This window comes from Pseudomonas sp. EMN2, from assembly GCF_009650555.1.
GTDB lineage: Bacteria > Pseudomonadota > Gammaproteobacteria > Pseudomonadales > Pseudomonadaceae > Aquipseudomonas > Aquipseudomonas sichuanensis.
Genome location: NZ_VZZR01000023.1, coordinates 18280 through 32081 on the forward strand (window position 1 = coordinate 18280; position 13802 = coordinate 32081).

General features: G+C 57.9%; 13 protein-coding genes. 2 read left to right on the forward strand and 11 right to left on the reverse strand.

What is annotated here, in order from left to right; genetic code table 11:
• Positions 1 to 4: 4 nt before the first annotated feature.
• Together F6X61_RS08300 and F6X61_RS08305 are read right to left on the reverse strand one after the other, a co-directional pair.
• Positions 5 to 1720 (reverse strand): PilN family type IVB pilus formation outer membrane protein, encoded by a 1716-nt coding sequence (locus F6X61_RS08300; protein ID WP_153786193.1) that lies wholly within the window; start codon positions 1718 to 1720, stop codon positions 5 to 7.
• Positions 1717 to 2865 (reverse strand): TcpQ domain-containing protein, encoded by a 1149-nt coding sequence (locus F6X61_RS08305; protein WP_153786194.1) that lies wholly within the window; start codon positions 2863 to 2865, stop codon positions 1717 to 1719. Before F6X61_RS08305 ends, F6X61_RS08300 begins: the two co-directional genes overlap by 4 nt.
• Before the next feature lie 178 nt (positions 2866 to 3043).
• On the opposite strand from F6X61_RS08305, the gene F6X61_RS08310 reads away from it, so the two are divergent.
• Together F6X61_RS08310 and F6X61_RS26950 are read left to right on the forward strand one after the other, a co-directional pair.
• Positions 3044 to 3718, forward strand: coding sequence for a DUF6710 family protein (locus F6X61_RS08310; RefSeq protein WP_153786195.1), 675 nt, complete (start codon positions 3044 to 3046; stop codon positions 3716 to 3718).
• A gap of 118 nt (positions 3719 to 3836) precedes the next feature.
• Positions 3837 to 4697, forward strand: coding sequence for a hypothetical protein (locus F6X61_RS26950; protein ID WP_178125792.1), 861 nt, complete (start codon positions 3837 to 3839; stop codon positions 4695 to 4697).
• Here F6X61_RS26950 and F6X61_RS08320 read toward each other — a convergent pair.
• The 9 genes from F6X61_RS08320 to F6X61_RS08360 form a co-directional block, all read right to left on the reverse strand.
• Positions 4680 to 5006 (reverse strand): hypothetical protein, encoded by a 327-nt coding sequence (locus F6X61_RS08320; RefSeq protein ID WP_153786196.1) that lies wholly within the window; start codon positions 5004 to 5006, stop codon positions 4680 to 4682. The two genes, F6X61_RS26950 and F6X61_RS08320, sit on opposite strands and share 18 nt — an antisense overlap.
• Before the next feature lie 86 nt (positions 5007 to 5092).
• On the reverse strand, positions 5093 to 7069 hold the full coding sequence (locus F6X61_RS08325) for a DEAD/DEAH box helicase (protein ID WP_153786197.1): 1977 nt from the start codon (positions 7067 to 7069) through the stop codon (positions 5093 to 5095).
• Between the two features lie 215 nt (positions 7070 to 7284).
• Complete coding sequence (locus tag F6X61_RS08330) at positions 7285 to 8322, reverse strand: hypothetical protein (protein ID WP_153786198.1); 1038 nt, start codon at positions 8320 to 8322, stop codon at positions 7285 to 7287.
• Positions 8323 to 8488: 166 nt separating this feature from the next.
• Positions 8489 to 10399 (reverse strand): DNA topoisomerase, encoded by a 1911-nt coding sequence (locus tag F6X61_RS08335; protein WP_153786199.1) that lies wholly within the window; start codon positions 10397 to 10399, stop codon positions 8489 to 8491.
• Between the two features lie 117 nt (positions 10400 to 10516).
• Positions 10517 to 10714, reverse strand: a complete 198-nt coding sequence (locus F6X61_RS08340) for a CrpP family ICE-associated protein (RefSeq protein ID WP_153786200.1) — start codon at positions 10712 to 10714, stop codon at positions 10517 to 10519.
• Positions 10715 to 11136: 422 nt separating this feature from the next.
• Positions 11137 to 11523 (reverse strand): hypothetical protein, encoded by a 387-nt coding sequence (locus F6X61_RS08345; protein WP_153786201.1) that lies wholly within the window; start codon positions 11521 to 11523, stop codon positions 11137 to 11139.
• 202 nt (positions 11524 to 11725) lie between these two features.
• Positions 11726 to 12250, reverse strand: a complete 525-nt coding sequence (locus tag F6X61_RS08350) for a single-stranded DNA-binding protein (protein WP_153786202.1) — start codon at positions 12248 to 12250, stop codon at positions 11726 to 11728.
• A gap of 13 nt (positions 12251 to 12263) precedes the next feature.
• Positions 12264 to 12800 (reverse strand): DUF3158 family protein, encoded by a 537-nt coding sequence (locus F6X61_RS08355; protein WP_153786203.1) that lies wholly within the window; start codon positions 12798 to 12800, stop codon positions 12264 to 12266.
• A gap of 5 nt (positions 12801 to 12805) precedes the next feature.
• Positions 12806 to 13531, reverse strand: coding sequence for a PFL_4669 family integrating conjugative element protein (locus F6X61_RS08360; RefSeq protein ID WP_153786204.1), 726 nt, complete (start codon positions 13529 to 13531; stop codon positions 12806 to 12808).
• Positions 13532 to 13802: the final 271 nt, after the last annotated feature.

A 13802-nucleotide genomic window follows, 5' to 3' on the forward strand; every position in this document is an offset into this window, starting at 1 on the left:
GGCATCACAGGCTGTCCGGAAGGACGATCGGCGTCACCAGAACTACCAGGGCGCTGTGCGTAGTTGAGCGGGTCCGGCCGCCCCCCAGACCGAAGAAGCTGGCACTGCCTACCCCGGACTTGCGGGCATCGTCCCCGTTCTCATCGAAACCGGTGAGGATCAGTGTTTCACCGCTGCGCAGTCGAACCTTCGGCGCGACGTTCTTGGTGTCGTAGTCGGTGGTCTGGACCTTGGAATCGTTGCTCTCGAAGTCTTTGAAGATCGGCTTGCTGCTGATGCTGAGGGTGATCATCAGCAGCATGTTTTCTTTGTCCAAGAGCTTGGGCAGCAGCATCATGTTGAAGCCGCTGGTAATGGTCGCCGGTGTCAGCGACGTGCTTGAGCCCACTGATGCGGTGGTGGTGGTCGAGCTGGATGCAACATAGCTCTGAACGTTGCCAATCTGGATTGGTGCCGGCTGCAGGTTCAGCGTGGTCACCGATGGCGAACGTACTTCGGATACGCGACCCTGCTCGGAAAGCGCCTGGACCACAGCCTTGGAACCAGCCCATGGGGAACTGGAGGTGTCGAGGATGCTGCCGCTTGCCGAGATTGCTTCAGTGCTGATGCCGGCCACGGTGTTGCTCAGGCCAAAGCCCCACTTCCCGGAGATGGACTTGTATACCGCGCTCCAGTTGACAGCGGTCTGGTCGCTGTCGGTGAAGTTCACCTCGTAGACCTTCACGTTGAACAGCACCTGGCGGGTGATGCTGCGGTTGGTGTCTTTCAGGTAGGCAGAGATTCGGTTGAGGACTTCCGGCCGGTCGCTGACGGTGAGCGTCCCAGTCGAGCGCGACAGATACAGGCGGCCCTGCGGCTGCACGCTGAGCATGGCCTTGACGTTGCTCTCAATGTCGCTCATCAGCGAGGTCTTGTATGTCGACTTGGTGCTCTGGTTGCTGCCCGATTCGCCGGAGGCGCCCCCTGATGAGCTCGAAGAACCCGAGTCACCACTACCGGTCGACGTGAGCAGTCCGGATTTGACGGTGCTCTCGATCTCCAGCTCATCCCCGAACGTCCAGACGTCATAGGTGCGGGTGCCAAAGTAGGTGATACGCACGCCCTGCAGGTCGCGGTCGTAGTGCCACGACAGCCCCAGTCGGGAGGTAGCCTGGTTCAGCAGCCCTGAGGTCTTACCGGTGTAGTTCAGGCCGGAGATCATCCCGCCGCTGCTGAGGCCCAGGTCAAAGGCCCCCGCGCTGCCAGGCATTGCTCCTGCGATACCGTTTGGCAGAAGGCCAGCCAGGCTATCCGGATCGGGCATGGCCGGAGCTGGTCCCCGTGCAGCGTTTCCAGTTGGTTTTGATGAGAGGGTCCCGGGATTCAGTGCATCAGGGGCGACGATGACCTGCAGGCCCGTTTCCTTGGTGATGAGCTGGGCCACATCTGAAATCGACACTGCGCCCGCTGGCCGGTAAGCAATGTCACGGTCCAGGTTAAACGGAAGCCCGCGCCGGGTAACCAGCGGCTCAGTGGAAACCCACGGCTTGTTGCTGAACACGACCGTGTCGCGATTCTGCTGTGGCTGTTGGTTCTGCAGGAACTTGTTGTATTGGCTAGCCGTTCGCCCATCCAGTTCTGCACGGTCGAAAGACTCGTTGACACGTTGGACTGCGCAGCTGCTCAGCATGGCGAGGGCAATCGGGGTGAGCGCCCAGCGGGCCCAGGGAGACTTGATCATTTCTTCTTCCTCTCAGCGACGTACAAGACGCTCTGGGAGCCTTCGCTACCGTCGACCACAAAGGATCGAGGAGCGTTGTCGTAGAGCGGGAACAACTGCTTGACGGCCTCCTGGAACGAGCCCTCGAAGCGCAGCGGGGCCTCGATCGGGTAGTTGAGGTCCTCCTGGGCCCAGATCACTCGCCACCGGGCTTTCTTGGCCCATGCCTCCACGCTTTCGCGCAGGGTTGATCCAGCTTCGGCCGTCCATATCTGAGGCAGCGGCCGGGGAGGCGGTGCGGGCTTGACCTCGACCACAGGCGCCGTAGGCGCTGCAACGGTGACGACTGGTGCAGCGGGCTTCGACTTCTCGAGCTGGTTGGGAACGCTGGATGTGGGAGTCACGGGTGACGTCGAGAGTTTGGCTGCAGCACTAAGTGACGCAGCTGGAATAGAGCCATCCTTGGCAGGTGCCACTGGGGGGAGCGCAGGGGCCGCTGTTGCAGGTGTTGCTACAGCGGGTGAAGAGGTGGTGATCGGGGCCGAAGCTGGCACGGCAGCGACGACAACGCCTGATGTCGAAGCGGGGGCTGCTGGGTGGGGTACGGGTGGAGCAGGCGACTTGGCGGCGTAGAACTGGTTGGCCGGCGCCGAAGGGGCTGGCAACTGATAGCCTGGGCGCAGCACGAAGCACACCTGACGGTTTACCTCATCGACCTTCACCTGCCAGGCCGGGCCGGCAAGGACTTGCAGGGTGTTGCGCAAAGTCATCGGGCCGAGCTTGTATTGGGCGGCGGGCAGAGGGCGGGTGTACAGGATGTTGACGTGCTGGGAGCTCGGTGGGCAGAGGGCGTAACCCGACCGGTCCACGACGTAGAGCATGGCGTCCCGCACGCTGGGGGTCATTCTCGACGGAATCGTCACGTCGATGATCTGCGCCATGAGGTCGCGCTGGCTCGCATCCGGCTGGGTGCTCACCAAGGTGTAGCGGCCATACCGCACCACTGGCTCTTTCTCCGCACTTGCCCCGTTCGGGTAGAGGTCTGGTCCAAGCCATTCCGGATTACGGCTGCTATCGAACGCCGGCTTTGGCGGCTGCTCAGCCTTCTGAATCGCGCAACCCGCAACGAGTACGGCGAGCGAGAGAGTGGTTAACTGCCTGATCATGAGGCCCCCTGTAGTGATTGAGGGCACAGTGACAGCCGGTACAAACTGGCGCAGCAGGAAATGAATATCGCGCAGAGTTAGAATTTTTCCGCGCCTCATCGCATGCGATGGAGCAGTTGACTTACCACGCCCGGCAGGAGCTAGGCCCAACACCAGAAATAAGCACCTAGAGGTAGTGATGCTCGATAGTCGAGTGGCGGCGTTCCAAAACCTGATGAAGTGGGCGATCAGCCTTGAAGCGGCGAACAATCGGCGCGGGCTGGAAGACCTTATAAAAATTGTGCTCCGGCCGGTGCAGGCCATTCACATGCGGGAAGCCTTGCTACGACCTCCGCACAAGGGGCCTCAGACTTTGCACTGGACGCACGCATTGGGTGGCCTATGGGATGGTGATGCTGGGCCAGGTACCTGGCTTGCATTTCTGCGCAGGGAATGCCGCCGGCCTGTAGACGTGCACTCAATTGTGAGGCTGGGGAGCGACATGGTGATCCCCACCATGTGGTCGGAAAGCAGCATCCTCAACAACTTGGGCAAGATCGGGAAAGGACGCATGAACGGTGAGTTCAAACAGGATGGTGGCCACCACATTATGCTGATGCGGCCACTGAACATCGCCTGGGTGAATGGCGGCAACCATTCGATCACCCAGGGCATCTTGGATGGGGCCGGGGAACTTGTCCCTGATGACGTTTATGACGTGTCCGAGATCATCAAGTCCGTCGTTTTCGACGGAGAGTGCTGGGTTTGCCGACGTACTGGGATCAGGCTGGGCTCACCGACTTACGCTGAGTTCGGCTGGGCGTGGGAGATTGCACGACTGCTGATCTCACTGCCCAGTGAGCCTATTCGCTGAGGGGCGAAGGTGCTGTGAAGTATGCCAGGCTGCCGTGTCGATGCCTTCTGTAGTAGGCTTGTAGTGTCATGGGGCCACTAATCTGCGGTGACCTCGTTGTAAACGAGAGCAAGTGCTTATGAATGTTTTTGCATTGATAGACAGTCCCGATGAGCCCATCTCCCTCACAGAAGATATCTACTATTCACGAACTAATCGCAAATGGCCTTATGTGCAGGAGGTTGGTAATAAGTTAAGGGCCTATGCGGTCTGCCCTTCTTGTAAGAATCCTGTGCGGCTTGTAAATCGAACGGCGACCGAAACTCGAAGTGGTAGCTTTTATGCGAAACATCACAAATGGGATGTTCATGGTGTAGCTAGCTATGATGAGCGCGCCTATGCTCTGTGCGATTTGGCTAACCCTACTAGGATGGACGAGCTAAAGAGGCGGTTACCTTCTCAGCAAGGGCGAAGTGATGAAATCAAAGAGGCTTTAATAAACGCCTTTGATATTGTGGTTTCAATGCTTGCGGCGGATACCGGCGTGAAGATGACGGATGGTGTGCTCGAAGAAATGTTGGACGACTTCTCCAAGAATAACGGTCACGAGTATTCGGCTGTCAATCTTTATAATCTGCCATATGCGTTTGCATACATGACGGAATCCAAAGATTTGTATGGGTGTGAAGTTAATGATGTTATTGCTGCGGCTATGGCTGAGAAGTCTGATAGTTTTACAGTGAAGTCATTTGGGCGGCGTCATTATGTAAGGCGTAAGCCTGGTGCGCGAGGGAGTATACGTATGTTGTTTTACGGACATTCCATGAGTGGAGGGGAGTCGATCATGATGCGCATAGTCGAAATTCCCCCCGGCGCTGATGCAGACACGGCAACAGTTATCACTCAGAAAAAGATTGATATTGATGGTGCAAAGTTCTTTAATTTCTACAGGAAACGCCAGCGGCTCATAGGTATGGCTCGCTCAAGGTTGAAGTCGTAAAGTGTCCCCAATCTTGCTATTCATGACCTGCAGTATTTCATGATGGCTGATTGGGTGCTTTGCTAGTTCATCTATAACAAATTCAACCATTATAAGCGGTACAAGAGGTTCATGGTCTAAGTAGTAGGCAGCAGTGGAGTTGACTATTTCGGCCAGCTTGTCATTGTCGGAAAACATGTTTTTGATTTCTTGATGTAGAGGCCAAGAAATCGCACGGGTGAGGGTCTTCCACTCATCGATCTTGAGTAGCGCATGTAGCACCAGGTTCTTTCTGTAGTCAGTCGTAGGATTGCTTGAGTTGAACTTCATGGCTGAGCTCCTTTGGGAGTTGGAATGTTGCCGGGTAAGGTGCCGGCGGGCTACTTGAAATGAAAAATTCGCTCGATGGTATTTCTCTAAACCTTCATGTCCGTAATCGTGGCGGCAAGCACTGCTTTGGCCAGAGCGTCTTGTTGTTCCTCAGGCTCGATGAGCTCAAGACTGACCTGACGTTTTGCCAACAACATCTGCCACAGCTGCTGATCGATGCTGTTCTCTACGAGAGGGATCTTCACAATCACCGTCCTGAGCTGGCCATTGCGGTATGCCCGGTCTTCGGCCTGGTCCTGCTGACCTGGTGTCCAAGGCAGCCCCAGGAAGAAAACGTAGTTCGCGGCTGTGAGGTTGTTCCCCGTGCCGGCGGCTCGGGTGGTGCAGATGAATACCCGGCAGTCGGGATTACCCTGAAACTTGTCGATCGCCTTCTGGCGCTTGGTGAGCGAGTCGCTGCCGATGAGCGTGACGCTCCCGATACCGGCCTCATCGCACAGCTCCTTAAGGCGCTCCACGGTAGGTTTAAACTCGCAGAACAGGATGACCTTGTCCTCGGAGTCCAGCTCGCCGAGCAAGTCCATAGCGACTCGCACCTTCACCTGCTCGAGGTAATGGCGAAGCGCACCCAACCTCGCGAAGATCGGTTTGTCCTCAAGACGGATGCTGTCGTACTTCCGGCGCTCCTCGCCCCCCAAGGCCACGGCCAGCAATTGCCGTTGCTTGCCTTTGAGCCCTGGCAGAACGTCTTTGCGGCGGCGGAGCATCCAGTCGCCCAGCTCCGCCCTTAGGTTCTGCCGGAACTCCGGGCTGCCGGCGAAGCGCTCGCAGAAGTCGCTGAGTGGTAACTGGCCGACCGGGTGCCCCGAGAGACGCAGCAGGGTATGCAACTCCGTCTCGCGGTTGAGCACGGGCGTGCCGCTCAGCAGGTAACGATTCGGCACCTTCGCCGCGATATCGAAGCCATGGCGAGTACGCTCGGCGGTCGGCTCCTTCAATTGGTGGGCTTCGTCGACCACGAGCACATGGTAGTGCTCAGCCAGTAGCACGTAGTCGCCGAGACGCTCGTAATTGATCAGCATCCATTGGGCGCGCGGGTCATGCTTCTGCAGGGCGATTGTCGCGTCGGGGTAGACCGCCAGTACCTCGCGCTGCCAGTTGATCAGCAACGAGGAAAGGGTCACTACCAGAATCGGGCGTCCGGCGGCGCTGATGTGAGCCGCGATGACGGCCTGGCGTGTCTTGCCGAGGCCCATATCGTCAGCCAGCAGCGCGCTGGTTCGCTGGAGCAGGTGAGCGATGCCAGCTGGTTGGTGATCGAGCAGCGAGTAGCCGAGCAGGGCCTGGGCGATCGTGGCATCGGAGAATTCGGTGCGTTCGATCGGCGAGACGGCAGCGAGGTAGATGTCGTTGGAGGTCTCCTCGCCACTGGCTGTTGCCGAGGACTCCTGCGGGCCGCCGCCCAGGCTGATGCGTGGAATGTCTTCTGCCGGCACGACAGAACCATCGCCCAGGAGCTCCTGCACCACGTCCAGGATTTCGAACTGCTCCTCGACCAGGCCCAGCTCCAGGATGAGGTTGCTGCGCAGTATCTCGGCCGTGGCGTTGATGCGCCAGGAGCTGGAGCGGCCCAGGAACACCCCGCGCATTCGGCGAGCTACGGCGACAACACCAGGATGGTAGTCACCAGACAACAGCACGCCTCCGTCGGCCAGCGGCGCAATGCGCAGCATCATTCCCCAGGTGAAGGCGTCTCTGCGTGGCGTGCTAAGCGCGGCCTCAATCTTCTGGCGGAATGCGTGCCATGACTCAGTGACCTTATCGCCGGCCAGCTCGACCAGCTGGTGGTACACCAAGTCCAGCTCGTCGAGGAGCTTGGCCTTGGGTACTCGCCAGTAGCGGCAAAACGGGTGGTCGCCGCGACGAATGAAGAACCCGCTGCGGGCGAACATGACCTTGTTTGCGCCTTCGATGTAGGGCATGAGGATGCCAAGGTCATAGCCGTCGAACACGGCACCCTCGAGCAATACGGGTTGGGTGTTGAGCAGGCGTGGCCGTGTCATTCGTAGTGCCTCATCATCCGATCCATCGAGAGAGGGCAGCTTGTCAAGCCAGACGAGTTTGCAACAGGGAAAATTGAGAATCCGGCGGCATTGAATAAGCTGTAGTGGGCAAGCGTCGTCATGGAATGAAGGAGGAGTGTCAAGGAATCCACAGCATTGAATGGGTGATGGCTGTCAGAAAATATTTATCTTATGACCGTTTTACGATGTGGAACTCATGCCGGTTCCACTGTGAGTTCTGTACGTTCGCGTACCCACGCAAGAATATTTTCCACTGGGTTGTCAGAGAGCTTTATGTATCGTTTGCCTGAGTCAATGGCTCGAAAATCATCATTATGATCGTTGTCGATATATTCGAAAAATTTTGATTCGTACCCCGTGAATTCACAAAGTATTCTGTAGAATGATCGGCACATTCTATAGGTTCCAATAAACTCTGCTGTGGTTTGGCCAATGGTGATTGCATAGGTGTCTCTTGGGTCTGCCCGATTAACCTCTTTAATTGCTAAGCTGTTATTGGAGGTGGTAGTAAGAATTTCGCCAATCAACAATTTTTGAGAAATGGCCCAGAGGGATATGCATGCATTTCGATAAAAGGCGAACCTACGAGTAATGTCTGTCTCGATCAACGTGTGATGTGCCATGGTGCGGGCGGACTGGAGGTCCTGTTCGACGCTTTCGAAAAAATCTTCAAATACTCTTGGGCTACCTTGCTCCGGTTTTGAACCCCTGAAGGCATTGATGTGTAACCTAGGATGTACTTTGAACTCGCATTCAAGTGCCCCTTCAAATGTTACTTTCGGAATTCTGTCGAAGTATTCAAACATCGCTTTTCTGTGAGCGTAGAATATATCGATATTGTTTTTTAATTTTGTGGCTTTGAGCTGTGTGGCGGTTTGCTGGGTTGCGTGGAAGCGGGACACTAATACTGGTAGAGGTATGGCGAGCGATAGGATTGTTAGCGGAAGAGTGCTAATCGATATGAATTTTGCGAAGCCGTCACTTGACATGCTTAATGTATATGGCTCCCATGAAACATATCCAATGGTGACAAAGTAAAGTACGGGTGTAAGTATGCTAAACCACAATAATCCATGGTCCATAAGCCCTTTTTCTGGGTGGAGCCCAAAAGCCTTCGTGAAGAGGGACTCATCTGCGGAGCGCACGCCTGGCAGAGATGCTGCGAGTATTATTGTTGCACTGGTTGTTGGTGGTAATAGCAAACATGTGAGAAGTATGTAAATGTCATGCATGTTATGGCTTCCTCTCCAGATTTATTGATTTTAAGCTTACACATGGTATTTCCCCCACCTTCACGCTACACCAGGCCTGCCGCTCGATGACAAGGGTAGGTTGTCGGTCGGCTTAGCGGCCTGTCGGGGAAAATACCATTAATCAGATTTCTAAGTTCTGAAAGCCCTACATGCCCCGCGGCCTACTCAGGTCAGGTCTTCCTTTCGCGTGGGGATAGCTGACCTTACAGCCATTCTGCTTAAAACCTGTGCAACTCCAGAAGTCATATCCCCCTTCGCCACGCTTCTGGCGCCGCGCGAGAGGCATGCCGCATTTGCCACAGACGTGGTTGCTGTCTGCAGTGGATGAAGAGCCTAGCGAGCGTGGTGCCATCGCGACCGTGGGCGCCTGCCGGAGGCTTTCCAGTTCACCCTGGAGGTGCTGGTAGAATTTGGCGACAACCGGGCCGTACTTGTCTTCACCGCGGGCGATCCGATCCAGGTCCTTCTCCAGCGTGCTGGTGAAAGCCAGCTCCAGGAAGCTGAACCGGCCTTCCAACTGGGCGACGGTAGTCTCACCCAGCGGTCCCGGGACCAGCTTGCGTTTTTCCTCGACGACCAGGCCCTTGCTGGTGATGTTCTTCACGATCGCGGAGAACGTGCTGGGTCTGCCAATCCCACGACGTTCCAGTTCCTTGATCAAGCTGGCCTTGGTGAAGCGCCCCGGGGGCTTGGTCTTCTGGTTCAACACCTCGCCCTGGAGCACGTTGAGGATCTGCTTAGGCTGCAGCGCCGGCACTGGGTTTTTGGGCAGGTCGGTCGACTCCTCATCCGTGTCATCTTGCTGCAGAAGCTTCATCCAGCCGAGATATGCTACTGAGCTCCCCGTCGCTGCGAAGCGCAGTGGCCTTTGATCCGGCCCCCTAGCCAGCAGCTTTGCGGTACGCACGTCGTAGATGGCATCGGCGAGCTGGCTGGCAAGCGCCCGGATCCGAATGAGCTTGTACAACGCCTGTTCATCGGAAGATTCTCCCGCGACCTCGTCATCCCAAGCGGTTGGCGCAATCGCAGGGTGACCTTCCTGGGCGCTGTCTGCTGCCTTGAACGTCCGGCGCTCGTCTACAACGTCGAGCCCCTGGCGCCGTGCGACAGCCTGGATGTCAGGCATGGCCTCATCAGCCAAGTTGGGGTTGTCCGTGCGGTGGTACGTGATGACACCCTGCTCGTACAGGCGTTGCGCGACCTGCATCGTCTTGTCGGGGTCCCACTTCAATGCCACGCTGGCGGCCTGCTGCAAGGTGGACGAAATGAACGGTGCCGGCGGCGGACGCCGCTTCTTGCCGTCTTCGCATGACTCCACGATAACCGCGCGGGTTGCAGCGACCCGGGCGGCGAGCGTGCCGTCCTGGACGTAAGGGTTCTCTTTGCTGGCAAAGTCCGGTACCGGCTGCCATACGGCAGTCCAGGCCAAGCCGGACGCTTCGTCCCTGAAGGTCAGTTCTGCGCCGAAGTGGTGGATGACCTTGAAGTTGCGGATCTCCCGCTCGCGCATCACGACCAGGTAGAGCGCAGGGGACTGTACCCGGCCCGCTGACGTGGGTTGCCCCATGACTCGGCGCAGCTCCTGAGTGACGGGGTAGCCCACCAGGCGGTCGAGCACCCTACGGCATTGCTGTGAGGCAACGAGCTGGATGTCGATCTTGCGTGGGTTAGCCAAACCCTCGCGAACACGATTCTGCGTGATTTCATTGAAGGTGACGCGCTTGTACTCGCTGATGCCCAGCGCCTGCTGAATGTGCCAGGCGATGCTCTCGCCTTCGCGATCTGGGTCAGTGGCAATGTAAACCTCGGTGGCATCCTTCAACGCCTTACGGATCGTGCTGACGTTGCGAGCGCTCTTTGGCAGCATCTCGTATACGGGCCGGAGGTTCTTGAGCACGCCCGTGGTGATCATCGTCTCGTCCTGCCCCTTCTCGGGGAGGTCTCGGATGTGGCCACCAGTGGCTACCACTGTCCAGTGCTCGCCAGGGCGGATTTTCTTCATCATGGGTCCCAGCTTCTTCAGCTTGCCCGGTGCCTCGATGATCATGAGTTTCATAGGGTGCCCCTGAACAGTTAAATCAGGGAGCACTCTTGCCGCAGACCAGAGACGGCACAACGCGAAATGGTCAACTGAAAGGAGGGGAATTCGTGGGCCAGGCCTACGGAGGAAGGGTCAAAAATTAAGGGTGAGCTGCTGGGCGCGCCTGTACCCTTTCAGCCAGGAGGCCAGCATGGCGGGGTGCTTGTAAGGGCAGGCATACACGGGAAGCCCTTTCTCGGCGGCCTCCACCCCTGCCGCTTCTACCGCAGGATGGGGGTTATTGAAATGACGCCTGTCCGCTTTTCGCCCCTGGGCAACTTCATTCTGCATCGAATGCTCCTCATCAGCGCGCCTGTTCCTGCCGGGTAAGACACGCCTCAAACGTTCTTGAGACCGGAAATCCCACGCCGAGGCGTTTTTTTGCAGCCACAGCGGCTCAGTTCGATACAAGTTAGCAGCTGTATGGCGGAGATGCCTTCAGGAAATGGTCATTTGCCAACGCGATGATTTCATACGGGCCCCTGACCTGGGCAAGCGCTGCTTGCAGCGCCCCTTCGGCTACGACTTCCCGTCCTGGTTGCGGGAGCTTCACGAAGCGCGGGCCCCCAGGCAGCAGGTCATTGTCGCCCGGAGTTGCGAGACAGCTGACGCTACGTCAAGAGTGGGCGGTTGCGACGACCTGTCCTTGGTCCCAGAAACTTCACGAGTGGCGCCCAAAAATTAAGCCCCACGCCAATGCCCGGATGTCACGATTAGTGGGGAACCATGCTGGAGCGGTAGAGGGACAACCAGGCCAGAAGTGTCCCGCTCGGGTTCTCCAATGCGGCACGCACCATCACTTCAGCGTCTTGACCCGCAACGTCCCAAACTGCCTGCCCTAGTCGAAGGAGCTCAGCCGCCACCCCTGCATCCCGGGCCTTGGTCGCAAACTCATACTCCTCGGCCTGCCCATACTGAAGGGTGGCCTTGAACCGGGAGCGAAGCATTTTGATGGCCTCCACTTCGGCCTCTGGCAGCAGGATCGATTCGCCGTCGCAAAAGACCTGACGGACACCTTTGAGGGCCTCGACGGCTTCCATGTAGCGGTGAAGTTCCACCGTCGCCTTGACGGAAGGGTACTCTGGGAAGTCGTGGTTCATCGCACGTAGTCCTCGAAGTAAAGTGAGGTAACGAAGGTCCGTCCTCGCCACCAGAAGCTTCACGAATGGAGCCTGAAAAATCGCCTGCTAGCCAATGACTTGACTGCAAGGGAGATGCTGCATCGAAGGGAGGGTAAGCTCGAAGTGACATCCTTGTCACCAGGAGCTTCACGATGTCGCGCGCCAAATTAAGGTAGGGGGGCTAGAACGGTTCTTCTTCGAAGCTGGGGTAGTCCTGCACGCCGTCAGGAATCGGCTGAGGTGGGCGCTGATTCGGGCTCCGATTGTTTTGCGTCTGCCCCTGCCCCTGGGACTGGCCAGCCTGCTGTTGATTGGCAGGACGCTGGTCACCGCTCTTGGGCGGTGCGAGCATGATCTGGTCTACCCGATGCGGGAGGATCGCCACGCGGTTGGCCTCCACTTTCAAGGCAGAGACATCCTGGCCGGTCGCCTTGTCCTGCCAGGTATCCATGATCGCGCGCCCGGCCACGAGGACGCGCATACCCTTCTGGAACAGCTGGGCGAAGCGCTCAGCGTCCGGATGCCACCACTCCACGTTGGCCCAGAAACCACCGCGATCCTTGTAGCCCCCCTTGCCATCGGGGATGGAGTTATCGAAGAAGACGTTCAGTCGCACCATCTGTCGCGGTGGCTGGTTGCCATTCGCGAAGCTCCGGTGCTCCGGCGCATTGCCGACGTTGCCTTCCCAGTTTATAGACGTACCCATGGTGTATCTCCGTTCAGTGTTGGGGTGGGTTCATGAGCTGCTGCAGTCGAGCCTGATATTCGGCCTCGGCCTGCCCCATCTTTTCTGCGCACTCGGCGGCCTGTTTGCCGATGGAGTGGATGAGGCTGATCTGCATGTTCAGGGTGATTCGGTGTTGCTCCAGGGCAAACAGGTCCTGCAGCAAGTGGATTGGTGTTTTGGGGGCGTGGACCATCTGAGCCCATACGCCGACACCCATGCGCCGCTCTTGCACGCTTTGCCAGCGAAGAAAGGTTGTGCCAGCTGCTGTGTTTTGCTCGATGAGCCTGACGGGCAGTAGAGCGAATGGATGTTGGCGAACCTGGGCCAGCACTTCCTGGGTAAGGGTGCGCAGCCCTGCTTCCAGCGATGCGCAATGCTCCGCCAACTGGACCAGCTCCCCCTTACCTTTAAAGGGCTTTAAAAGGCCTTTTAGTGAGGCACTCTGTTGCAGCGCCTGATAGGCACCCTGTTGCAGCGGTTTGAAGGCACCCTGTTGCAGCGCCTCCATGGGTTGGGTGTCCGAACGCATCAGGCTCAGGCCTCGTCTTCGTGATCGTCATCCATCTCTTCGCCTGGGCCTGCCGAGCCACGGCGGATAGGAGGAGCGAAGTTCGAGCGACGGGTGCCTTCCAGGATGTCCTGGGGAATTTCGCCGTGGCGCCGGTACATCTCACGCGCGTTCTCGGCCCGGGCATTGTTGGCGGCGAAGTCGTCACGCGATGCGCCGGAGAAGCGATGGAGCTGGGCCAGCCCAAAGAGACTGCGCAGCAGGTGTGCGCCTTCATCGATCCAGATCTCGCCATCGCGGCGACCGATCATGGCGACGTGCTGAGCCAGCAAAATGCGGCGGACGACTTCGTCGTACTGAGTCAGCAGGTGGACGCCTTTGAACCCCAGCGGGTTGGCGATGTAGAGCGGCATTTTCAGTGGGTGGATCGAAAGATTTTCACCGATCTCCAACGCCTTGGGCAGTTGGGCCATAACGGCATCGAGACGGCTGTCGATGGCCTTGAGAGCATCATCTACCTCCTGGATCTTCTCCTCGATCCTGATCATCCACCAGTCCGAGTAGGGGTCGTCTTGCGAGGCGGCGCGATCGATCTGGTTGATCTTGAGGCAGAAGCCGGCGAGGCCGAGGATGCTGTGCTTGTCCTCGCTCTTCTGGCGGCCAAGCCAGATTCGAGCAGCATGATGGGTGTGGAGTGTCAGCTGTACCTGGCTCCTGAGGGAGCCGATGTTGAGCTGATAGCTGTCAGCCATGGACATGGTTTCCTTATATAAGGTGGGAGAACGATGTCCATGCTGCTTTCCGGCCGATTGGGGCGCAGTAATAAATGAAGAACCCGGGGCGCTGGATTTGTCGGGGGGCAGTGACAGAGCTTTTGGAGTGATGTGGGCCCCATCACTGTATGCGGGCCAGTGGCATCGCTCGGCGGTCGTCGATGTTGCGTCGGTTAGTGATGCGGGCCGCATCACTCCGAGGTGGTTCCAGTGGGGCTACTCGACCTGGCCTCGGTGCCGGCGACGATGC